Annotated in this window: 22 protein-coding genes and 7 pseudogenes; 1 reads left to right on the forward strand and 28 read right to left on the reverse strand. The window is 58.9% G+C overall.

Annotation, left to right across the window (positions count from 1 at the left end):
• Positions 1 to 364: 364 nt before the first annotated feature.
• The 10 genes and pseudogenes from H0V34_03490 to H0V34_03535 all read right to left on the reverse strand — a co-directional run bounded on the left by H0V34_03490 (position 365) and on the right by H0V34_03535 (position 8820).
• Positions 365 to 688 (reverse strand): HigA family addiction module antidote protein, encoded by a 324-nt coding sequence (locus tag H0V34_03490; GenBank protein MBA2490797.1) that lies wholly within the window; start codon positions 686 to 688, stop codon positions 365 to 367.
• Positions 689 to 818: 130 nt separating this feature from the next.
• Positions 819 to 3920, reverse strand: a complete 3102-nt coding sequence (locus H0V34_03495) for an efflux RND transporter permease subunit (protein ID MBA2490798.1) — start codon at positions 3918 to 3920, stop codon at positions 819 to 821.
• 42 nt (positions 3921 to 3962) lie between these two features.
• Positions 3963 to 5063: an efflux RND transporter periplasmic adaptor subunit gene (locus H0V34_03500; protein ID MBA2490799.1), complete on the reverse strand. Its 1101-nt coding sequence runs from the start codon at positions 5061 to 5063 to the stop codon at positions 3963 to 3965.
• Positions 5060 to 5695, reverse strand: coding sequence for a TetR/AcrR family transcriptional regulator (locus H0V34_03505; GenBank protein ID MBA2490800.1), 636 nt, complete (start codon positions 5693 to 5695; stop codon positions 5060 to 5062). The genes H0V34_03500 and H0V34_03505 overlap by 4 nt, the downstream gene beginning before the upstream one ends.
• A gap of 170 nt (positions 5696 to 5865) precedes the next feature.
• Positions 5866 to 6006 (reverse strand): annotated as a pseudogene (locus H0V34_03510) (YciI family protein).
• 489 nt (positions 6007 to 6495) lie between these two features.
• Positions 6496 to 6905: pseudogene (locus H0V34_03515) on the reverse strand (VOC family protein).
• A gap of 49 nt (positions 6906 to 6954) precedes the next feature.
• Positions 6955 to 7071 (reverse strand): annotated as a pseudogene (locus tag H0V34_03520) (VOC family protein).
• A gap of 106 nt (positions 7072 to 7177) precedes the next feature.
• Positions 7178 to 7570, reverse strand: coding sequence for a VOC family protein (locus H0V34_03525; protein ID MBA2490801.1), 393 nt, complete (start codon positions 7568 to 7570; stop codon positions 7178 to 7180).
• Positions 7571 to 7866: 296 nt separating this feature from the next.
• Positions 7867 to 8303 (reverse strand): annotated as a pseudogene (locus tag H0V34_03530) (YciI family protein).
• 13 nt (positions 8304 to 8316) lie between these two features.
• On the reverse strand, positions 8317 to 8820 hold the full coding sequence (locus H0V34_03535) for a VOC family protein (GenBank protein MBA2490802.1): 504 nt from the start codon (positions 8818 to 8820) through the stop codon (positions 8317 to 8319).
• 575 nt (positions 8821 to 9395) lie between these two features.
• Here H0V34_03535 and H0V34_03540 point away from each other — a divergent pair.
• Positions 9396 to 9971: a hypothetical protein gene (locus tag H0V34_03540; GenBank protein ID MBA2490803.1), complete on the forward strand. Its 576-nt coding sequence runs from the start codon at positions 9396 to 9398 to the stop codon at positions 9969 to 9971.
• On the opposite strand, the gene H0V34_03545 is transcribed toward H0V34_03540, so the two are convergent.
• The 18 genes and pseudogenes from H0V34_03545 to H0V34_03630 form a co-directional block, all read right to left on the reverse strand.
• Positions 9931 to 10578 (reverse strand): glutathione S-transferase family protein, encoded by a 648-nt coding sequence (locus H0V34_03545; protein MBA2490804.1) that lies wholly within the window; start codon positions 10576 to 10578, stop codon positions 9931 to 9933. The genes H0V34_03540 and H0V34_03545 overlap by 41 nt on opposite strands.
• Positions 10579 to 10617: 39 nt before the next feature.
• Entirely contained in the window at positions 10618 to 11070 is a 453-nt protein-coding gene (locus H0V34_03550) for an SgcJ/EcaC family oxidoreductase (protein MBA2490805.1), read from the reverse strand.
• A gap of 68 nt (positions 11071 to 11138) precedes the next feature.
• Positions 11139 to 11878: pseudogene (locus tag H0V34_03555) on the reverse strand (DUF899 domain-containing protein).
• Entirely contained in the window at positions 11875 to 12276 is a 402-nt protein-coding gene (locus H0V34_03560) for a YciI family protein (protein ID MBA2490806.1), read from the reverse strand. The pseudogene H0V34_03555 and the gene H0V34_03560 overlap by 4 nt, the downstream one beginning before the upstream one ends.
• A 393-nt stretch (positions 12277 to 12669) precedes the next feature.
• A pseudogene (locus H0V34_03565) lies at positions 12670 to 13137 on the reverse strand (VOC family protein).
• Positions 13138 to 13161: 24 nt separating this feature from the next.
• A pseudogene (locus H0V34_03570) lies at positions 13162 to 13551 on the reverse strand (VOC family protein).
• Positions 13552 to 13571: 20 nt separating this feature from the next.
• Positions 13572 to 13928 (reverse strand): GFA family protein, encoded by a 357-nt coding sequence (locus tag H0V34_03575; GenBank protein MBA2490807.1) that lies wholly within the window; start codon positions 13926 to 13928, stop codon positions 13572 to 13574.
• 16 nt (positions 13929 to 13944) lie between these two features.
• Positions 13945 to 14607 carry a glutathione S-transferase family protein gene (locus tag H0V34_03580; protein ID MBA2490808.1) on the reverse strand — a complete coding sequence of 221 codons (663 nt, stop codon included), beginning with the start codon at positions 14605 to 14607 and terminating at the stop codon, positions 13945 to 13947.
• Positions 14604 to 15062, reverse strand: coding sequence for a GFA family protein (locus H0V34_03585; GenBank protein ID MBA2490809.1), 459 nt, complete (start codon positions 15060 to 15062; stop codon positions 14604 to 14606). Before H0V34_03585 ends, H0V34_03580 begins: the two co-directional genes overlap by 4 nt.
• Positions 15063 to 15073: 11 nt before the next feature.
• Positions 15074 to 15433: a DUF1428 domain-containing protein gene (locus H0V34_03590; protein MBA2490810.1), complete on the reverse strand. Its 360-nt coding sequence runs from the start codon at positions 15431 to 15433 to the stop codon at positions 15074 to 15076.
• A 153-nt stretch (positions 15434 to 15586) separates the two neighbouring features.
• Positions 15587 to 16297, reverse strand: a complete 711-nt coding sequence (locus H0V34_03595; GenBank protein MBA2490811.1) for a DUF899 family protein — start codon at positions 16295 to 16297, stop codon at positions 15587 to 15589.
• Positions 16245 to 16406, reverse strand: coding sequence for a hypothetical protein (locus H0V34_03600; protein ID MBA2490812.1), 162 nt, complete (start codon positions 16404 to 16406; stop codon positions 16245 to 16247). Before H0V34_03600 ends, H0V34_03595 begins: the two co-directional genes overlap by 53 nt.
• A 27-nt stretch (positions 16407 to 16433) precedes the next feature.
• Positions 16434 to 17144 carry a DUF899 domain-containing protein gene (locus H0V34_03605; protein MBA2490813.1) on the reverse strand — a complete coding sequence of 237 codons (711 nt, stop codon included), beginning with the start codon at positions 17142 to 17144 and terminating at the stop codon, positions 16434 to 16436.
• Positions 17145 to 17321: 177 nt separating this feature from the next.
• Positions 17322 to 17681, reverse strand: a complete 360-nt coding sequence (locus tag H0V34_03610) for a YciI family protein (GenBank protein MBA2490814.1) — start codon at positions 17679 to 17681, stop codon at positions 17322 to 17324.
• A gap of 557 nt (positions 17682 to 18238) precedes the next feature.
• Positions 18239 to 18469: a DUF167 domain-containing protein gene (locus H0V34_03615; GenBank protein ID MBA2490815.1), complete on the reverse strand. Its 231-nt coding sequence runs from the start codon at positions 18467 to 18469 to the stop codon at positions 18239 to 18241.
• Positions 18470 to 19578: 1109 nt separating this feature from the next.
• On the reverse strand, positions 19579 to 20031 hold the full coding sequence (locus H0V34_03620; protein ID MBA2490816.1) for a hypothetical protein: 453 nt from the start codon (positions 20029 to 20031) through the stop codon (positions 19579 to 19581).
• A gap of 353 nt (positions 20032 to 20384) precedes the next feature.
• Positions 20385 to 21056 carry a nucleotidyltransferase domain-containing protein gene (locus H0V34_03625; GenBank protein ID MBA2490817.1) on the reverse strand — a complete coding sequence of 224 codons (672 nt, stop codon included), beginning with the start codon at positions 21054 to 21056 and terminating at the stop codon, positions 20385 to 20387.
• On the reverse strand, positions 21014 to 21322 hold the full coding sequence (locus tag H0V34_03630; protein ID MBA2490818.1) for a hypothetical protein: 309 nt from the start codon (positions 21320 to 21322) through the stop codon (positions 21014 to 21016). Before H0V34_03630 ends, H0V34_03625 begins: the two co-directional genes overlap by 43 nt.
• Positions 21323 to 21680 lie beyond the last annotated feature (358 nt).

Below are 21680 nucleotides of genomic sequence, written 5' to 3' on the forward strand. Positions count from 1 at the left end.
CGATCATCATGCGGGCAACTCTCCAGGACAACAGGTCTTTAAGTCCTCCACCAGGCCGCGGAGAACCTCACGCGCCGAGAATAACGGAAGACGACTTACAGAGATATAATCGTCCGGGATGCGACAACTAAAGAAACTGTCATGCTGAACGGAGTGAAGCATCTGGTTTTCCTTCGGAAACAGGAGATTCTTCGGCCTTCGGCCTCAGAATGACAATCTACCCAGCCTGTTAACCATTTGCGCAATAGTCAATAGGAACTCTTGCACCAGCGCCCGTGAACGAACGACTCTGTTGAATGTATCGTCAGGCCGCAGTTAACCGCACCTTGGAAACGGTGGTCAGATCCAGCCGTTGCTTCGCGTGTCATAAGTCATAGTTGTACTGCATAGCAAGCCAGTTCTCCGGCGACCGGCCAAATGCCTTGGAAAGTCGAAGCGCCATCTCAGGGCTAAGGCCGCTTGTACCTTTCAGGATATGATTCAACGTCGACACAGAGACACCGAGCTTGTTTGCAAGCTCACGGCCACTGATTCCATTAGGCTCCAAATATACCTGCGTTATGAATTCGTCAGGATGCGGGGGATTGTGCATAGGCAATAGTGATAATCTTCGTAGTCCAAGATGTATGCGTGCCCGTCTCGAAACTCGAATGTGATCCGCCCGTTTCCGCTGATCCACATCGACCATCGACCATCGTCCGCGCTGCGCCCTTTTTGAGCGGGTGGAGACGGAAGCGTTTCATTGCGCAAGATATAAGCCCTCCGCCTCTAAGAGCCCGGCTTGTAGCCGAAGGTTATTTAATACGCTGACGAAGCTTCTAAGGTGAACTTGCGTCCAGCTGCAACACTGGCGAAGCGGCACGCGCCTCATGTTCGAGTTCCTCGTCCACAGGACTTGGCTTATGCCGAGCAGCGATCAGTGAGTAAAACACCGGCACGACGAACGGGGTGAACACGGTGCCCACGGTCATGCCCGCGACCAGCACGGTGCCGATGCTGTTGCGGGCTTCGGCGCCCGGCCCGGACACCAGCACAAGTGGTAAGTGCCCGAACACGGTGGCGACTGAAGTCATCAGCACCGGCCGCAGGCGCGTTAACGACGCCTCGCGCAACGCGGCCATCTTCTCGAGCCCGCGCGCCTGCAATGTATTCGCGAACTCCACGATCAGAATGCCGTTCTTGGCGATGAGCCCCACAAGGGTGATCAGCCCGACCTGCGAATAGATGTTGATGGTGGTGAGATCTAAAAAACTAAACACCAGCGCGCCTGAGATCGCGAGCGGCACCGAGCCCAGGAGCACGATCAACGGGTCGCGGAAACTCTGAAACTGTGCGGCGAGCACCAGATAGATGAGCACGACCGCGAAGCCAAGGGTCACGGTGAGCGCGCCGCCTTCGTGGCGGATCTGGCGCGATTCGCCAGCGTGATCGAGCACCACGTCGGATCCACCCGCCTCAGCGGCGGCGATCTCTAAAACGCGCAGCCCTTCCTCCTTGGTGACACCGGGCTGCACGCCGCCGAATACGCGCACGGCGTTGCGCTGCTGGAAGCGGTTCAATACGCGCGGGGCGGTTTGCGTCTCGATGCGCGTGAACGTGGACACGGGCACCAGCTCGCCGCCAGGCGTCTTGATCTTGAGGTCCAGCAGCGGGCCGACCGTGGCGCGGCCCGCGTCGCCAATCTGCGGGATGACCTTGTAGCTGCGGTCGAAGTAGTTGAACCGGTTTACGTAGTCGCCGCCGAGCAGAGTACCCAGTTCGCGCGCGACCTTGGCCAGATCCAGTCCCAGGTCGGCAATGCGTTCTCGATCGAGCACCACTCTGGCTTCCGGCAAGTCGATCTTGAGATCGGTATCGACGTAAAGGAATTTTCCGCTCTGCCAGCCGGCGTTGACCACCTGTTGCGCGGTCTCAAGCATCTGCTCGGCCGATGCGTTGCTCTGTAGCACCAGTTCGACGTCGTACTGACCGGGAGTCGGCAACGGCGGGTCGAGACGCGGAAACACGCGCAAGCCCGGCACTTGCGAGACCGCGCCGTAAACATCGCCGAAGATCTCCGCGGTCGATCTCTCGCGCTCCTTCCAGTCTTTCGCGACAATGCCGCCGAAGCCGCCCCAGGCGGCGGTCAGCGACCACATGAATTCCGCCTCCGCGAATGAGTTGATCGCATCCACGACCTTGCGCGACTCGCGATTGACCGCTTCCAGGCTGGAGTCTGGCGAAGCCTCCAGAAACAGGCTGATGTGGCTCTGGTCTTCGGCGGGCGCGAGTTCTTTTTTGGAGAACTCATGCAACGGCCACGCCGCCAGCATGACTATCACCGCGGCCGCGACGATCACCCAGCGCATTTCCAGTGCCACATCCAGCATGCGTGCGTAGACGCGGCTGACGCCATCGAAAGCGCGATTGACCACCGTGGTCAGCCGACCTTCCTTGCCATGAGCATGCACGAAGCGCGAGCTCATGACCGGTGAGAGGGTGAGCGCCACGAAGCCCGACACAACCACGGCGGCCGCCAGGGTGATCGCGAACTCCAGGAACAGCGAGCCGGTGAGTCCGCCCTGAAACGCGATCGGTGTGTAAACCGTGGCGAGCGTGATCGTCATCGCCACGATCGGGCCGCGCAGTTCGCGCGCGCCGGCCAGCGCGGCGGCAATCCGAGACTTGCCCAGGCGCACGTGACGCGCGACGTTTTCCACCACGACGATGGCGTCGTCGACCACCAGTCCGACCGACAACACCAGCGCGAGCAGGCTCAAGAGATTCAGGCTGAAGCCCAGCGCGTACATGACCAGCGCCGCGCCGATCAGCGAGATCGGCATGGCGAGCAGCGGCACCAGCGCGGTGCGGATCGAGCCCATGAACAGATAAACCACCAGGCCGACGATCAGGATGGTTTCCGAGAGCGTCTTGGTGATCTCCGTGAGCGCGTCTTCCATAAACATGGTGCCATCCCACGCGAGACGCATGTCCATGTTCTCCGGCAGGGTCGGCCGGATACGCGCCATCTCCGCGCGCAACGCTTGCGCCACTTCAAGTTCGTTCGAGCCCGGTAGCGGCCACACGCCCAGGTACACGGCTTGCTGGCGGTTGTATTTCGCGACCAGCTCCGCTTCTTCGGCGCCTAGCGTGACCCGCGCCACGTCGGAGAGGCGCACGATCGCCCCGCCACGTTCGGCGACAATGAGGTTTCTGAACTCGTCTACCGAGCGCAGGTCCGTGTTCGCGAGCAGGTTGACCTGCGTGAGATTTCCCTTGGTGCGGCCGACGGCGGCCAGATAGTTGTTACGCCGCAAGGCGGCGTGCACGTCGCCGGGCGACAGATTCAGCGCGGAGAGACGGTTTGGGTCGATCCACACGCGCATCGCGATCTGGCGCCCGGCTTCGATGGTGACGCGTTGTACGCCATCCAGAGTCGAAAGCTGAGGCTGCAGGGTACGCAGCAGATAATCGGTGATCGCAGGCACGCCGCGGTCGCCAGAGGTGAAGCTCAAGTAGAACGTCGCATACGGTCGGTCGGCGCGCTGCACTTCGACGGTCGGCAGCTCGGCTTCCGCCGGCAGCTCGGCGCGGACCTGTTGCAACCGCGCCGTCACCTCGGCGAGCGCCGTGGTGCTGCTGTGGTTGAGCTCCATGCGCACGGTGACGGTGCTGATGCCGGCGCGGCTGGCGGACTCGATGTAGTCGACGCCGCTGATCGCCGACACGGCGCGTTCGATCGGTGTGGTCAAAAACCCGCGCACGGTCTCGGCGCTGGCGCCGGTGTAGACCGTCGTGATCACCACCGATGAACTTTCGATCTGCGGATACTGCTGCACGGGCAGGGTGGTCAGCGCTCGCCAGCCCGCCAGCACGATCACCAGATTGACCACCACCGCGAGCACGGGGTGCTTGATGAAGATGTCCGTAAACGCGCGCATGTCGATGTCCTCGCGGTCTGCGCTGCTTACAAGCTCAGGCCCTTACCGGGTCCGGCTCGCGACCAGCGCGGAGTCGTTCGCGATGGCCACCAGCGTCTCGTCGTTGAGCTTGAACGATCCCGAGGCCGCTACTCGCTCGCCGGCGGCAATCCCCATACGGATAAGGACCTGGTCGCCGAGCACTTCGCCGCTCTCCACCGGCCGCAGTTGCGCGCGGGGCTTGCCGCGCTCGTCCCGCGCGATCACGAATACATGATCCCCGGCAGGGCTCTTGCGCAGTGCGTTTACAGGAATGGCCACCGCCATGTGGGACGGTCCCACCGGCACACTGACCCTAACCGACGCGCCCGCCCGGGGCGCGCCTTCCACCCGAGCGCGTACGGTCGCATTTCGGGTCAACGGGTCAATACGGGGATCGATCGCCACGATACTTGCCATGGCGGGAGAAGAGTCGCCCATGAAGATTTCGACCGTGTCACCGACGTGAAGACTTGCCGCGACCTGTTGCGCAACCTGGAAATCCACATGCGCGGCGTCGGCGACGCCTTGCAGGGTGGTGAGCCGGGTGCCCTGGCCCAGATACTGTCCGGGATGCACATCCGCCAGCCCGATGCGTGCGCGAAACGGCGCGCGGATGGTCTTGCGGGCGATGATCGCCTCGATGCGCGCGACCTGCGCCAGCGCGACATCGCGTTCCGCGAGCGCCTGATCCACCTCTGTCTCGGATACGGCGCGGTTCTGGCTCAGGTGCTGCATGCGCTCCAGCATCGTCTGCGCCAAAGCTGACTGCGCTTGCTGCGCGCGCAACTCAGCCTGCTCGACCGAGACATCCAGCGCCACCAGCACCGTACCCGCATCGACAATTTGTCCGGGGGCGAGGTCAACGTGCTGCACGGTGCCGGGGACTTCGTTCCGCAAGGTGATTGAACGCAGCGCCAGCACCGTGCCGATTGAAGTAGTCGTCGGGCGGTACGCGCGCTGTTTCGCAATCGCGACGGTCACCGTCTCCATTGGCTCGGGCTGGTTCGCGGAGGCGGCGTCTGCCGCCTGCATGGCATCGTATTTCCATGCCGCGAGGCCGGCGCCGATACCGGTGACGGTCACCAGCAGCAGAGCGGATCCGATCCAGACAGTTGTTTTCATGTACGTCGTCCTCCTGATGGCCGTGCGGTACGGGGCTTTGTGCCCGCTTTGCGCTTGACCGGCGCTGCCGGCTGCGAGCGCGCCACCATGTCTTCAAGCGCCTTCCGCACGCGGATTATCATCTCCTGGTTCACTGGAACCAGTCCCAGTACCCAGTAGAGCCACAGCCCGTCGATGGTGGCCGCGACAGTTTCGCCGACACCGGGCGGCAGCCCGTCGTCGGCGACACGGCGATGCAGCTCGCTGTACACCTCGCGCATCGGCTCTATCAGGTCAGAATTTTGCGCAAGCGCGGCAAATACCGCGGACGAACTCCGCCGGCACTGCTCCGACCAGCAATCGCAGTCCGCCAGGCTGGAGTTCAGCAAGCCTCTGGTCATGCGGCCCGGACCCTCCGCGGCGCTCTCGCAGGCTTCGTCATAGGCGGCCCGCAGGTAGTCCGCCGTCCGCTGAACCATTGCCTGAACCAGGTGATCCTTGCTGGGAAAGTGATGCAGCAGGCCGCCCTTGCTGACACCCGCCTCGGCGGCGACCGCGTCCAGCGCAAGGTTGGCGATGCCCTGACGCGTGACCACGGTTTCCGCTGCGTCCAGCAGTCCGTCGCGCATTTCGTTTGAGTTTTTTCTGACCATAGAATCGACAATACCGTCCGGACGGTCTGTTGTCAACCGTCCAGACGGTTTTTTTATTTGGCTGCTGCTTCCGGCGCACGTAACGCTGACACGCCTGGATCTCTCAACACCGTGCATCACGAAAGGCCTGCGTATTGATTCATCATGTCGGCGAGATACGCTATGGCTGCCTAGTCGGTCCCAACTGTCATGTCGCGAAAGCGTTCGATCGCCTCGCCGGGTTCGAAATCCTCGAGTTCGAACAGCTGGCGAACCTCGATCTCGCCTTCTTTGCCGTCGGCGGCTGGATTGGGAAAACGCCTGGCCCATTCCGTGGTCTTGACAATCATCATGAATCGCATCGTTGTGTCTCCTGCTGGCTGGATTGAGGCTCGCTTGCGCAAGAAGCCGGCCGGCTGCGCCCAGGCTCTATACGGTAGTCGAACAACGTGGGATGGAATCGACAAGCCCGGGACTCGCGGTTTGATGGCGGAAATCAGGCAGCAATTCGAATTCGGCGTTTTGAACGCGCATGCCTGGTGACAGAGACGATCGTGAGAGCCCATGATCAATGCGAGGCGGCGCGAGCCGCCGCCTCACGGGTTCAACTTGATAAGCGGCTGCCGATCCAGATTTGCTCGATCGCAGCCGCCGCGCCTGCTTGCCCGGCCCCAGGCCTTGATGCTGGCGCGGCCTGAACGGCGAGCCGAAAAAAATTCGTCATTCGCAAATCAGGCGCCTGCTGTATACGCCACGCGGTTACTGTTTGGCGCAGGGCTAGCGCCGAAAATATTCATTGACGCGGCGCGCAGCGACTGATTTCAACTTTGGCCTGCCGCGCCTGGCTCCATATGCATGACTTCCCAGAGATGTCCGTCCAGATCCTGGAAACCAATCTGGTACATGAACCAGTAATCCTTGGAATCGTTTGGCGTTGTTCCGCCGGCCGCGACCGCTTTGCTGACCATCTGGTCGACCCTGGCGCGGCTGTCGGCGGACAGACACACGATCACTTCGGTGTTTTTCGTTGCATCGCAGATCTCCTTGCGGGTGAACGATTTGAAAAAAGTGCTCGACCAGTAATCATGACGAACATGTTTTCGCCCACGATCATGCAGGTGGCGTTCTCGTCGGTGAATTGAGGATTGAACGTGAAGCCGAGCTGGGTGAAGAACGCCACCGAGGCGTTGAGATTCCTGACCGGCAGATTGACGAACATTTGTGTAGCCACATTTGTTTAGCCATTGTGGTTCCTTATCGATTTGGAGGGTGAATAATTCTCAGATGGGGCGATCGCTGTTGATCATCAACGGCGTGCCGAAGCGATCGACCACCATGCCGAAGCGGGCGGCCCAGAAAGTCTCCTGCAACGGCATCCGTACCATGCCGTTTTCAGCGAACGCATTGCGAACGCATTGAATATGCGTTCAGCATCCGGCTGGCCGCGTCCCGATCGTGACACATGGATCACGCCCGAGGACGTACCCAGCTGGCGGCGCTCCGTCAGGCGTCCTGCTGCGCGTATGTGATAGCGTTGATCATGGCGCCCTGCGGGTCTTGCAGAACACAGAAGCGTCCCACCCCTGAGATATCCTGCGGAGGCATGAGGACCTTGCCGCCCATCTCGGTGGCGAGCTTGGCCGTTGTGTCCACATCGTCAACCGTGACATAGACGCCCCAGGATGGCGGAATGCCCTCGGCGGCCGGCGGCACGGCCATGATGCCGCCCATCTGCTCGCCGCCGTACTTCACCAGCGTATATTCCATGCCTTCTATGGGCGCGGGTTCGAGCGTCCATCCGAAGAGCCGGCTGTAAAAACGTTTGGCTTTCGGGACGTCGGTGGTCAGCAGCTCACACCAGCTGAACGCGCCGTGGAGCTTATACTTGTTATCCATCGCTATCTCCTTCGTTTGACAGTGAAATGTAATGTTCTAAGAGTTTATACGCCTTTCGGGAGCGCTGCCGTCCGCGACCCGCGGAGCAAATTTCGGGCGATGAAGCCCATCGGTCAGAACAACTCGGACAGAGCAAAGACGTTGAAATTAATCGACGCGTTGCTGCCTGTTCAGATGCATGCGATCGGTAGGCCGCCAATCCCTTGGCGGTAGCGCGTCTGTAACGGGCGCAGGAGTAGGAATAGCACTGCTCATGCCTAGCAAACCAAGCAGCCCGTGCGGTGTAGCGGAAGCCGTCACGATCCTTTCGCGAGCTTCCCGGCTTGCGCACGCACCCGCTCCTCCTGTTCCCTCAACTCGGGTGTGAACTCAGCCCCGAAATCCTCCGCCTCGAAAACCTGGCGGATCTCGTCTCGCTCTCCACCCCAGGGTGCGGGTTGGGGCAGCGCTTGACCCATTCGATCGCCTCGTCCAACGACTTCAACTGCCACAGCCAGAAACCCGCAATCAGCTCTTTGGTTTCGACGAACGGCCCGTCGGTCACGATGCGCTTCTTTCCTGAGAACTTCACGCGCGCGCCTTAAGAGCTCGATTGGAGTCCCTCACCCGCAAGCAGCACGCCGGCTTTTGCCAGTTCCTCGTTGTACTTGCCCATGTCGGCGAGCAGTTGCGCGCTCGGCATGACGCCCGCTTCCGAGTCTTTCGTGGCTTTGACAATAATCATGAATCGCATAGCGGTATCTCCTTCAAGGTTTCGTGGCTGAGGCGCAACCTGCGCCACTTTGCTGAAAAAATTCCTGCGCCGCCTGTTGTATCTCTTCCGGCGTCATGTCGCGAATGTGCGTAGCGATTGACCATTGATGACCGAACGGGTCTTCGAGCACGCCAAAACGATCGCCCCAGAACGTGTCCTCCAGTGCCATCTTGACCTTCGCCCCCGCTCCGACAGCGCGCTTGAAGGCCGCGTCGGCATCCTCGACGCAGAGATGTATGGTGACTGGCGAACCCTTGAGTGACTTAGGTCCCAGTGAACCCCATTCGGGCATTTCGTCGACCAGCATGACGGGCGAATCACCGATGCGGATGCAGGCATGCATGAGGCGACCATCGGGGCCCGGCATGCGCATCTGCTCTTCGGCGCCGAACGCTTTTTTGTAGAACTCGATCGCATCGGCGGCGCCGGCGCAAATCAGGTGTGGCGTCACCGTGTGCATCCCTTCAGGAACTGGCTTTACTTGCGGCTTGCTCATTTTCGTTTCTCCTCTTGAGTGATGTGAGATCCGGGCTTCCGAGCGGGTTTGCGCGGGTTGGCCTGGAGTCTGTCTGCTAGTCGATCGAGGGTAACTGGAATCGACAGCCGGTCGCGTTTTCGGTTCTCACCTCGTCATTTATGAAGGCGCGACGCGACTGAAGAATCCTGATTATGCGATTTATGGTTATCGTTTGTACGGGGGGCGCCAGGCTGCGATTTGCGCCCGGTAGCAACCGGTGCCTCCGGTCCCCATACGAGGTGCCGGACCTGCGCCTTCATCCCAGCTCCGCCGTTCGTCGCCTGCTGGTGTCCGTTATCTTTATACTGTAATGTCGCGCCGCAACACCTTGATGCAAATAAAATTTCCATGATCGCCACGTTTGTGACCTGTAAACGATGCGGACGCCTTGATTACCGGAGGTCGAAAGAGCGTTAGTTGGCTTTTCTTATAATAAATAATCAGTTACACGTTTGGCCCATAAATTGCCATCTCAGGAACGCGTAAACACCTCAACGTCAACTTAACGGGGACATGGACATAGCCTTACGACCAAGGAGGGCGGCAGCGGCACCGTGTTCGTCCCCCTGCGGGCGGATGATCCACTGGCGGGCGATGGGCCCGACAATATCCCCAACAGCGGGGACGAGACCAACTTCATGGTCCTCACGCGGGCCAGGAATCAGGTCGACCCGGATGGTACTCTGGGCACCGCGGACGACATCCACGAACACACGAACACGACCACGGCTTTCGTGGATCAGAATCAGACCTACACCTCGCATCCGTCGCACCAGGTGTTCCTGCGCGAGTACGTGCTCAACGCGGCCGGCGATCCGGTCGCGACCGGCAAGATGCTGGAAGGCGCCGCTGGTGGACTCGCCAACTGGGCCGAGGTCAAGACGCAGGCCGCGACCATACTCGGCATCCAGCTCGATGACCAGGATGTGCTCAACGTGCCGCTGCTGGCGACCGATCAGTATGGCAATTTCATTCCCGGCGGGAGCGGCATTGCGGCTCAGGGGTCTGAACCGCACGGGAGGGGTATCGGATTGTGGATCCAACGCGCCGGTGTATGCGATCTCCTCCCCCCGCATGGGCGTTGTCAGGCTATTTTGGGAACAGCGCGAAGTACGGTTTCGCTTCCGTGACCACTTGGGCGAACGACGGGCGTTTCATCAGGCGATCCAGATATGCCGCCGCCCATCTGTGGGTATCGCCGAAAGGCAGAACCAGGTTTGCGTAGAACAGCGCGGGTGCTGCAGCGCAGTCGGCCATGCTGAAGGCATCGCCCATGGCCCAGGCCTTCGACGCCATGTCCTGGTCGATGATGCCGTAGGCGGTTTTTAGCTGTGCCTTCGCTTCCTCCACCCCGTGTGGATCGGATAATCCCGCGGGACGCAGCCGGTCGGTGACGACCTTCTGCATGGGCTGGTCTACGTACAGGTCATAGAAGCGATCCCACAGGCGTGTCTGCCATGCGAGATCCCTGTCCACCGGCACGAGCCGCAAATTGCCCACATAGTGCAGGTCTAGGTACTCGATGATGATGCTCGACTCGGGGATGGTCCGGGCTTTCGCTTCGTCACGCAGCACGGGAAACTTGCCGATCGGCCAGACCTCCTCGAACTCCGCGCGGGCCGTCTCATCGGCGAGATCGACGATGTGCGGTTCGAAGGGCGTGTCGTTCTCGTAGAGTGCGACGAGCACCTTCTGGCAGAACGACGCGAGCGGATGGAAGTAGAGCTTGAGTGACATGAAGGAACCCACGCTCGTTTCGATTACAGACACACCCCGCTACGGCTTGAGATCGAACAACGCCTTGCCGCTCTCCATGTCGAACGGCGCTGACCAGTGTTCGTGCACAACCGTCCACTTCCCGTTTGACTTGCGATAACCGGCGGTCATGCGCATCCACGACGCCTTCTCTTCGCCGCTTTCGTCGGTACCACCGCACCGATTGAGACAATGGGCAAAGCCGACATCTTCGCCTGCCGTAATTCGCAAGTCGTGCATCTCGAAAATCCCCGGACCAGGACACATGGCCAGACACGCTTCCCAGTGCTTTGTGTACGCTTCGCGGCCCTTGAATTGCAGCTGCATGATCGCGTCGAACGCGAGAATATCCGGCGCGTAGTGAGACGCGATGCCGGCGACGTCCTGCGCATGGACTGATTTAATCCAGCTGTCGATCAGCGCGCGGATGTCGGCTTCGGATGATGGGGTTGCGGAAGCTGTTGCAGTGCTCATGTCGTTGTTCCTTTTGTTAACAGTCGGATAAGGGTTCGTTCACGTTCCATGCGTGTTGCGATGATGCATCATCCATAGGTCGGTGTTTGCGGCCAGCCTTCGGGCGAGTCCTCCCAGTCCTGTTGCCGGCCGTACACCGTCAGATCGAGCTGGTAATGCGAGCCGCCAACCATCTCGCCGCCGCGGCCGTAAGTTGAATAGGTGTGGAAAACACGATCGCCGTCGCGCAGAAAGAAGCTGAAGCCGGGCAACTCTATGGGTTGCTTGCCGCCCAGATAGTACGCTGTGCCCGCCTGCTCGTGCTCGGCCGGCGTCCGATAGTTGTACCAGACAGGCGCGACCGATTCGTCCAGGGTGACATGGAAATCGTAGTTGAAATCGCCGCCATACGAGGAGTACCACGGAAACGTCCAGCCATTGCGCGCTTTGTACGCCTCCAGTTTGGCCAGCGGCGCGCGGGAGATGCAGGTGAAACTGACGTCACTCTCCCGCAGGTGCCTGAGATGACCCGGGGAACTTCATCAGCCAGATGCGTGCAGCTCGGGCAACCGTTCTCCCAATCGGGAGCGAACATGAAGTGGTAGACGAAAAGCTGCCGGCGCCCATCGAACAGTTCGCACAGGCTTGCCTTGCCCGCCGGCCCTTCGAAGACGTAATCCTTGTCGATTTCCACCATCGGCAGCCTGCGGCGTTCGGCGTTTACCGCGTCGCGCGCACGAGTGATTTCCTTCTCTTTCGCCAGTAGCACCTTGCGAGCCCTAAGCCACTCATCGCGTGACGCGATTTTCGGAAGTTCAATGGTATTCATGATGCATACTCGTTAATGCTCAAGTTCTGTTGCGCTCCTGATAAATCGGCTTGATGAGCGTTCAATTCCCGGATGGGCCGCACCTCGATACTTCCGACGCGCGCCGGTGGGATCTTCGCGGCTATCTGAATGGCTTCGTTCAAGTCCCGGGCGTCAATCAGATAAAACCCGGCTAGTTGCTCCTTCGTCTCGGCGAAGGGGCCGTCGGTGATGGATACCTTGCCGTTTCGAACGCGCACGGTGGTCGCAGTTTGCACGGATTCCAGCGCTTCGCCAGCGATCATGTGTCCGCTCTCCTGCAGCCTGCCGGCATAGGCCAGACATTCTTCGTCTTCGGGGCTTTCGGGCAGCGAATGCAGTTTTGATTCGTCGCTGTAAACCAGGCAAAGGTAGTTCATTGTTTCCTCCAGATAATGGTGAAACTTGTGGTTACTGGATAGTCGTTCGGTGAAGCCCCGAATCGACAACATGCCATCGCGGGTGCGCCTGTGTCCCTGCTGCTCGACGGCGATGACCTGCCGGGTCTTCGCAAAGGTCGACAGAACCTTTCCATTTTCGTCCTCGAATACCTGTATCCAGCCGCCGCCGCTGAATCCCCATTCGGCGAGTCCGGGCATTGGCTGGGCGTCGGGGGATCGGCCGAGAATTCGCTCATACCAGCGAATAGCCGCATCCAGGTTCTTCACGGCGATACCGGCAAGCGCATTATTGGTGGTCATCGATTTTTCCGTAAGCTTTTGCGCGGGTTGCTCGTTGAGCCTTATATGCGTACGTGGGGAAGGTTGACTCCCTTACTTTGACTTCGGTGGTGCCGAGTGCGCGGAATGGGCTGGAGCATACTCACGCGGTTGCCCTCGGATGCGGTCGGGATCTTTCATCATCTCACCGAGCACGGTCGGCACGATCTGCCAGGACACGCCGTACCGGTCCTTCAGCCAGCCGCACTGCTCGATTTCGCCGCCTTCTGACAGGGCGTCCCACAGTCGGTCGACCTCGGCCTGATCGGCGCAGTCCACAAAGAACGAGATGGCGTGGTTAAAGGGGTCCAGCGGACCGGCATTAAACGCCGTGAACTGCTAGCCGGCGAGCGTGAACTCGATCACCCGTACTGATCCGGGCGGTCCGCTGGGTGATTCGGCAGGCAAGTCGGTCACGCTGTCGATATGTGAATCCGGGAATAGCGAGACATAGAAACTGGCCGCTTCCTCGGCTTTCTCAGCGAACCATAAATGTGGGGTGATTTTTTGTAGGTTGGGCATGGATGTTCTCCTTATCGTTGTCTCTCATTCGGGGGAATGGCAGACGGCCTCGACATTATGACCATCAGGGTCGAGCACGAACGCGCCATAATAATCGGGATGATAATGTGGCCGCAGCCCGGGCCCGCCATTGTCTGTTCCGCCCGCTGCAATCGCGGCTTTGTAGAAGGCATCGACCAGGGCGCGCGTTTCGACCGCGAAGGCGACGTGAAATCCTTCACCGACTTATTCATTGTCGCCAAACCAGAAAAACGGCTTCTCGTCCTTGCCATAACCGCAGGCGGTTCCGCCGCTATCAGTAACATTGCCGCGCACTTCGGCAATCATGGTGATGCCTATCGGCGCGAGCGCGGCATCGTAAAACGCTTTGGACTGGCCTGTATCGGCAACGGCTATTCCGACATGATCGAGCATAAAATTTCTCCTCTGTTCACTTACATGCTTCTCCCGTTAACCGGCTTCGGGTCGAGCGTGCGGGCATCGACGCCTTCCAGGCAGTTGACATTGATCGCGGCCATTTGATCGCCATTTGGCATCGTGCCGTAGGCAAAGCTCTCGACACCGCAGGTCTTGCAGAAAAAGTGCTGGATTTCCTTCTTGTTGAAAAGATATTCGGTGAGGTTGTCCGCTCCCGATTTCAGTTCGAATTTCCTACGCGGCGTAAAGGCCAGGATGAAGCCCATCGGTTTGCATCGTGAGCAATTGCACGAAATCGTATTGTCGATATCGACATTGACTGCGTAGGCTACGGCGCCGCACTGGCATCCGCCTTTGTAATGTCTTTCTGACATTGTTCTCTCCTTTCCGTTATGCCGCCTTTTCCGGCGACTCATGTTGGACGAAGACCGCCATCTGATCTGCCAGCGCTTTCTGAAAGGCGGGCCGCGTCTCGCAGCGTTTGACATAGGCATCGAGCACCGGGAATGCTGCTACGATATCGGTGTGGCGTAGGTCGCGCAGCACTGTGGTCATCAGGATGTCCGCCCCGGTGAAGCGATCTTCGAGATACTCCTTCCCGTATAGCCAGCAAGACAGGTCCGCCAGCCGCTTGTTCACCGCCTCGACCGCCGCCGGACGATGCAGCTTCGCCCATTCCTCGTCCGGGGAGAAAAAATCGATATCGGCGAGATTACCGATGATGGGTTCGATTGAATTCAGCGCCGCAAACATCCATGTCGTCATCCGCGCCCGGGCGTGCGGGTCGGACGGCATCAGCGCGTCGAACTTGCCCGCGATATGCAATACGATTGCACCGGACTCGAACAGCGTCAGGCCATCTTCCTGATACACCGGCACCTGCCCGAAAGGCTGAAGGCCACGGGCTTTTTCATTTACTTGATCCCCCTGCCCCAGCAACCGTTCTTCATATCCGATCCCCACCTCTTCCAGCGCCCAGCGCACGCGCAAATCGCGTACCGAACCCTGCGCAAATGGCGGCACCCACTTGAATGCACTCACTTTGATGGTCATGGCTTACTCCTTTCGCCAAACTCGGCGATCAGTTTTTCATAGTCTTCCATCGGCGGGAACTGCTCATAACTGTGCCTGGCGGGGGTTTCGACCCAAGTGAGTTTCTCCGACGTCCAGGTTTCGATGAAGGGGATGAACCCACCTCGATCGTCCAGCATCATCGCCCGGACATTGACGAACTGTTCGAGGCCCGCAGGCCGGGTGAACACCCAGCTCTTGCAGTGCGGACAATGAAAATGCCGCGTTTCGCCGTGTAGCCCGCCGATCACCGGTTCGCCTTTCGTGACCGAGAAGCTCGACGCTGGGACGCCGATGCTGAGCGAAAAGGCGCTAGCCGTCATCCGCTGGCATACGGTGCAGTGGCAGGCGCTGGTAAGCAGCGGCGCTTCGGATAGGCGGATGCGCACTTGCCCGCAGCGGCAACCGCCCTCCATCGGAAGATTCCAGTGGGTCATGGTTTTTCCTGTCATCCGGCATCATCCAGCATCACGTCGAAGCCGCCATAGATCATGCGCTTGCCGTCGAACGGCATCGGGTTGTTTTCGGGGGATAGCCTTGGATCGCTCATCACCTTTTCCATGCCTGCGTCGCGGGTTTTCTTGTCGGGCCATTCAATCCAGGAAAACACGACGGTTTCGTCATCCTTCGCCTTTACTGCCATGTAGAAATCGGTCGTTTCGCCCTTGGGCACGTCGTCACCCCAGCATTCGACGCATCGGATCGCGCCATGTTCGCGGAATACGGAAAGGGCGTCCTCGGCATGTTTTCTGTATTTTTCCTTATTGGCGGTGGGCACCGCAGCGACAAATCCATCGATATAGCTCATTGTGCTTCTCCTGTTTTGAAGTTGGTTGATAGTTCATTCGGCTTCAGTTTTGGCGCCCACCAGCGGGGTGTTCCTTGTCTTGGGGGATGGCGGCGTCATGTATTTTCAGTGGCCGTCGTGTGCTCGAGAGCGACCACGCCGAGCTGTTACCGGTCATCCCGCGCCCTCATATTCGAGCTTCGGATACCAGTCGCTTCCGCGCCCATCGGGCGTCGTGTCGAGGATGATCCAGAGCGGATTCATGTCGGGGGCATCGTGCGGATCCTGGCCGGGATCGGCAATCTCCGGCCCACCCTCGCTGCTCCAGAAATGCCGGATGGCGCCGTCCTTGCGGTTGAAGACGGTGTAGGCGGGCATGTCGGCATCTCGGTCGCCGACATAGTCGCGGGTGAAGTCACCACTCGGGTCCGAATAGAGCTTGAGATTCTTCCAGCCGCGCTGCTTGGCGTATTTCTCGATACGCTCGATCGGCGAGCGGGCGACCATCGCGAAGGCGACACGCTGCTCGATATTGGGCGCTTCACCATCCCAGGAACTCATCTGCGCCGTGCACATCGGACAACCCTGTTCGCGCTGCGGCCCGTACATGAAGCTGTATACGACGAGCGTGTCGCGATGGCCGAACAGGTCGTCGAGGCCGACCTCGCCATCCTCGGTCTCGAAGCGATAATCCTCGGTGACTTCGCCGCCCGGTGGCAGCGACCGGCGCTGCTCGGCCACGCGCGCGATATGGCGGCGCAGTTCGATTTCCTCGGCGAGCAGCGCTTGACGCGCCTGCCGGTATTCGTCGCTTTCGTTCGGAAAGCGTGTGTCATTCTTTTTCGCCAACTCGACTGCCGGCTTGAGGGTTTTCTGGGTTGTCATAGTCATTCTCCTTTGCGGTTGCGCTTACGATTTGAGGTTGATCGCGGCTTTGAAGCTGGCGTCCATGTAGAAGGGTGTCGATGATCTTGATGATGGCCTCTTCAGCCATGCCTTACTCCTTTGTTTGTCATGGATATTATTGGACCCTGGACGCATCGTCATACTCGTCATGACGGCGCACCCAATCCATGATTTCTTTCTCGTTGCGACCTTTCGGCGTGATATCGAGGTAGATGAAGGCGCCGATCACTTCCTCGTTGCCGCGCGCGTAGCTGGAATAAGTGTGGAAGATGTCGCCCTTGTCGTCCTTGTAAAAGACGCTGAGGCCGGGGAGTTCGTCGAAGCCTTCGACCATGGCGTAGTTGTAATGGACTTTGCCCTCGGCGAGTTCTTCCTTCGTGAACGACACATGAAAGTCGTAGTTGAAGTCGATGCCGTAGGACGACACCCATCTCGCCCGCCAGCCCATGCGCTTCTTGTAGGCTTCGAGCTTGTCGAGCGGCGCCCGTGAAACGCGGACATAGGCAACATCGTGATTTTCGAGATGAACGAGCGCGCCTTCGGCATGGTCGGCCTCCAGCGAGCAGCTCGGGCAACCCGCCTCCCAGTCGGGACCGAACATGAAGTGATGGGTAATGAGCTGGCTTCGTCCGTCGAACAGGTCGGCGAGAGTCTTCTCGCCGTCCGACGCATCGAAGACATATTCCTTCTCGACCTTCACCCAGGGCAGCGCGCGCCGCTCGGCGCTTACGAGATCGCGCATGCGCGTGAGGGCCTTTTCGTTCTTGAGATGCGCCTTGCGCGCCGCGAGCCACTCGTCTCGGGATACAACGCCAGGATTCTCTATGGTGTGCTTGCTCATGATGATTTCTCCTTCGATTTGGGTTGTGGAGGGTGGCTCTTCGCGCCGGTTCTGGCGCGCAGCTTGGTCGCTACGAGCATGGCGAGCCCACCTGTGCCGGTGGCGCCGGCGACCGCCCAGACTGTCGTTGCAATGCATGCTGGACACATGAGTTTTCTCCTCTTATCGTGCGCCATTACTGCTGGTTAACTGCCTGATTGGGCGCACCTCGATACTGCCCACTCTTGCCGGCGGGATTTTCGCGGCGATCTGAATCGCCTCGTTGAGATCCCTCGCATCGATCAGATAAAACCCCGCCAGTTGTTCTTTCGTTTCGGCGAACGGGCCGTCGGTGATGGACACCTTGCCGTTTCGAACCCGCACGGTGGTCGCGGTCTGCACGGATTCCAGCGCCTCGCCAGCGATCATGTGTCCACTCTCCAGCAGCGTCCCGGCATAGGCCAGACACTCTTCGTCTTTGGGACTCTCGGGCAGCGCATGCAGCTTTGATTCGTCGCTGTAAACCAGGCACAGATATTTCATTGGTTCCTCCAGGTCGTCATAAAACGTGTAGTTACCGGGTAGTCGATCGGCGCAGGCCAAAATCGACAATGCGCCAATCGCGGGATCACACCAACGCGTCGAAAAATGCCGGGATCATCAATAGAAGCCAGCCGGCCTGTTCGATCAGCGTCGTATGATCCGTGCCCTAGAGATACCGTAGCCCGGATGCAGTGCAACGAAATCCGGGGACGTGATCCCGGATTACACCGCGTTCCATCCAGGCTACGACACTGAATCGCGCCGCACGAGCACTTTGCGTCAGGCAAGCGACATCTCTTGCGGCGGCGGCTGAAATCGACACCGGCTGTGGCGAGCCGTGATTTTTTGTCATATCGAGGCCTTCGCAGCGGAATACCGGTAATGCTTACTCTTAACGGATCAGGAGTCAGCCGCCAAGCGGCAGGGAAAAACGAACGTCAATAGTCGCACCAGGAGGCTTGGGGCTCGACTCACGGCGCCATGCGTGCTACGCGGAACACAGTATCCAGCGCAGGTGCATTTCTCCAGCGATGTCACGCCCTGAAGAAAGGATCGATTCAGATGTCTAGGATGCGCACCAGGTTCATGCGCCCGGACGCGCCGCTCCTGATCGACACCTGCGACTTGGTGCAGCCGAAATGTTTCGCTACCAGGGCCACGAGTTCCTCATTGGCCTTGCCGTCCACGGGTGGCGACTTGAGCTTTGCCCGCCAGATTGCGCCTTCCAGCGGCGTCTCGAGAATGCTGATTCGCGCGTTCGGCTTGACCTTCACCTGGATGGTTTTCATGCGCTTGGTGTGCTGTCCTGATCGATGCCTGCAATCATGCCCGCCACGGAAAAGGGGCAACTCCACTCGCGGCACAGCAGCGCAAGTTCACTCACTTCCGCGACGAGTTTAACAACGAGCGGCGCCACGAAGCGCTAGATCAACAAACACCCGCTGCCTGGTATCACGCTTCAGCCCGCGAAGATGCTTACAGTAAACTCAAACGACACCGGTGATTGTTACCGATGTCTCCGGACTCTTTTGTTACCTATCTCCCCGGCCGCTCAGTTTGCTTGGAGACAAGCATGGGCGAACTGGACGCTTGCGTGAAGCTTTGGGGCGATGGGCCAGCGAAGCTCGACCCCTACGTCGTCCGGTACGGCGAGGGCAGCAGCAAGCGTGCTTCCAGGCAACGTACCGACCTCGCGGCAGACCTCTACGGCCAATGCCTTACCACTATGTGAAGGCGATCCATCGGCCCGCCGCAGCCATGAAGCCGTATCGAATTCACACGGGCCGGTAGAGAACATCAGCTCTGCGTCGATGATCACGAACTCATGGGCCGAAGTGAAGAACCTGCCAGGAGGTTCGTTTCCTCCGAAGACGTACGCGGCAATCTCACTCTTCGGCCAGTCGATGAGGCCAGCGATCTGTGGGAAGCATAGGTCTTCCAGCGTTCGCACCTCGCAGCCTACAAGGGGTTGCAGAGCGCAAGTTGATCCACATGGCGGGTACATATGCTCAGCCATGTACCAATGTGCTGCATGCACTTCGCCCGCAGCTCGTTGGAGTGCTTGAGCGCTATCCGCGTCTAGGCGGATGAACGTTGAACTCTGGCACGACCAACTCATGCCCTGAGCCAAGCGCGCAAAGACGATCTCGCAATATGCGTAGAACGATCCGCGCAGCTTCGTGAGCCATTTGTTGCCCTGAAGGTCAGTGCCGATCCAGAAGCCATCAGAAGCTTGCCCAGGTTTTTGATCTGACGCCAGGACCAACCTGACGTGCTCAGGGATTCTGGAAGCTCAGACATCAGCGGGAAGGAAGGCATACTCTCAGAGGCCTAACGTCCGCGTTGAGCGGCGCCGTGAAGCGCGAAGCGCTGAACCGCGTCCGTCTCGAACGCAAAGTTAGACATCTCTTTTCGGCAACCTCTCATCTTGCGGTACCGTCGCCATCAGCTTCTGTAGCTGTGACAGCGAGATTTGATATTGCCCGTTCTTCGGGCGGGGCTTATGCGCGACGAGCTGCCACACAAGCGCACCCGGCCCGTTGTAATGCTCGACGAATCCACCATCACGATTGAGCTGTAGAACCAGTAAGTGTTCAGGTTCGCTAGACAGCGCAACCTTGGTACCCTGTGTGGCCTTGATCTGAACCTGTCGTCCATTGCAACTTCCATCGTGGCAATACGCTGACGCGGTGGATAGCTCAATCTTGTAATGATGTGCTGCCAGAGCCTCTCCAAGGCTTCCAATCATGTGGCCATCGGGGGTGAAGTGACGGCCAGGGAACATCTTCTCCAGTTCATCGACTGCGCCGTAGATCGCCTGGAGTAGCTGCGGGAAGCGCTCCTTGTTCATAGAGATGTCTAACGCCTGCGTTCAGGTGCGGCTGGCGCGCGGCAGCGGACCGGACGTCACCTGCAATGCGTTGTTATACGGCATTCTCAAGCGCGGATACGGAGTCCACGATTCGTTTACGCCGAAGTTCGTATTCTGTGCTTACAGGCTCTTGACTTCGTGTTGCCGTAAAGAATAGCTCCGATGAAATCCGCCTTAGCAACTGTACAATTTCGGAGGTCGGTTCGAACCGATTTGCTATTGCCCACCGTTCGATCGCATTGGATGAGAGACCAAACAGTTTCTCGGTTGAGGAGATCTTTCGGTTGATGACATTTAGGACATAGCGCTGAGTCGCCATCCTGCCAACGAAATCATCCATGCGTTTCAGCCTCCGCGCACAACTGGTTCACCCATTGTCGACAACCATCAAGCTCCTCCACTAGCTTGGATGTATCGACTTCGCCAATGTCATCGCCCACCCCGCGTGTGGACAGTAGACGAGCTCGCATTAAGATCGAATAGAGGGGATCCGATATCGGGATGCTGCGTGGGCCGAGCTTTCGAGCGGAATCCCTACCAAATGTTGGACTTGGCAACATAGCCAACGAATAACACGTTGCAATATTCCGTATGGCCAAAAATATAGTCGAAAGCTCAAATACAACACTCGGAGTGCCCTCCTGAATAGACAACAGGGCTGACTCAAATATTGTCCGAAATCGTCTGCAGTCATCTGCTGCACCGACATATTCCGATGGCATTCCCAATCCCTTGAGAAAATCGCCTACGTCTTCCGAGTAGATGAGCTTGCTCTCAAGTGCCAGGTGCCACGCGAAAGCGTTACCTGATGCCCATAACTCCTTAATACGCTTGTATGAGTAGATTGAGAACTTGTCGGGATCTAGCCTTGGATCACGGCCTTCCACCAAAGCCAATAGATCGACGTCAGAGTCCACTGAAATATCTCCGCGGCAGATCGACCCAAAAGCGTAGATGTGCATCACCGCCAGCTCAGTCTCTTGATAAGAATTGAAACGAAACATGACAGCAGGATGTAGCGAAGACTCGCAATTCCAACCAAGGCCAAGCCCGAAAAAGCTTCGGGCTTAGTTACGCCCAGCAATACTTCGGGGGCTTGAAGAAGCGCGGCGGAGTAGCTTGAGAGCGCATAGCCATCTCTCAGGAAATAGACCTCACCCAGGGCAATCGAAACAACCAGAATCGCCAATGAGCGCAAGAGTTTGATGGAGTGTTCTCCGTTACCCCAGAAGAAGTCCAGCACGACAAACTGCAGCCACTCAATGAACATCTTGGTTCTTTCCAGGCCGGTATATTTTTTTCTGTAATAAGATTCTCGCGAACGCCAAGCCTTGTACAAGTGAACGCGAGTGGCTTCAAGCTCAACTTGTATGGCCTTGTTTGCAGCCGCAGCATCGCCGATCTGGTGGAAATTTACGCGGAGAGTTCGGGCGAACGTCTACTGCAGATTCTCTTGGCTAGGTGTCAAGTCCCGGACGATTATAAGGCTTACGATGAAACAGCTCAGGGTGCTTGGCATGCCATTGCTTCATCGCCTGGATGGGTGGCTTGGCATTGAGGGCGGTTTGCGGCAAGTGATGGGTGTACAGGCTGCCGTAGCGATGCAACGTTTGTTCGAGGTCCAGGCG

It is taken from the genome of Gammaproteobacteria bacterium (genome assembly GCA_013696315.1).
Taxonomy (GTDB): Bacteria; Pseudomonadota; Gammaproteobacteria; order JACCYU01; family JACCYU01; genus JACCYU01.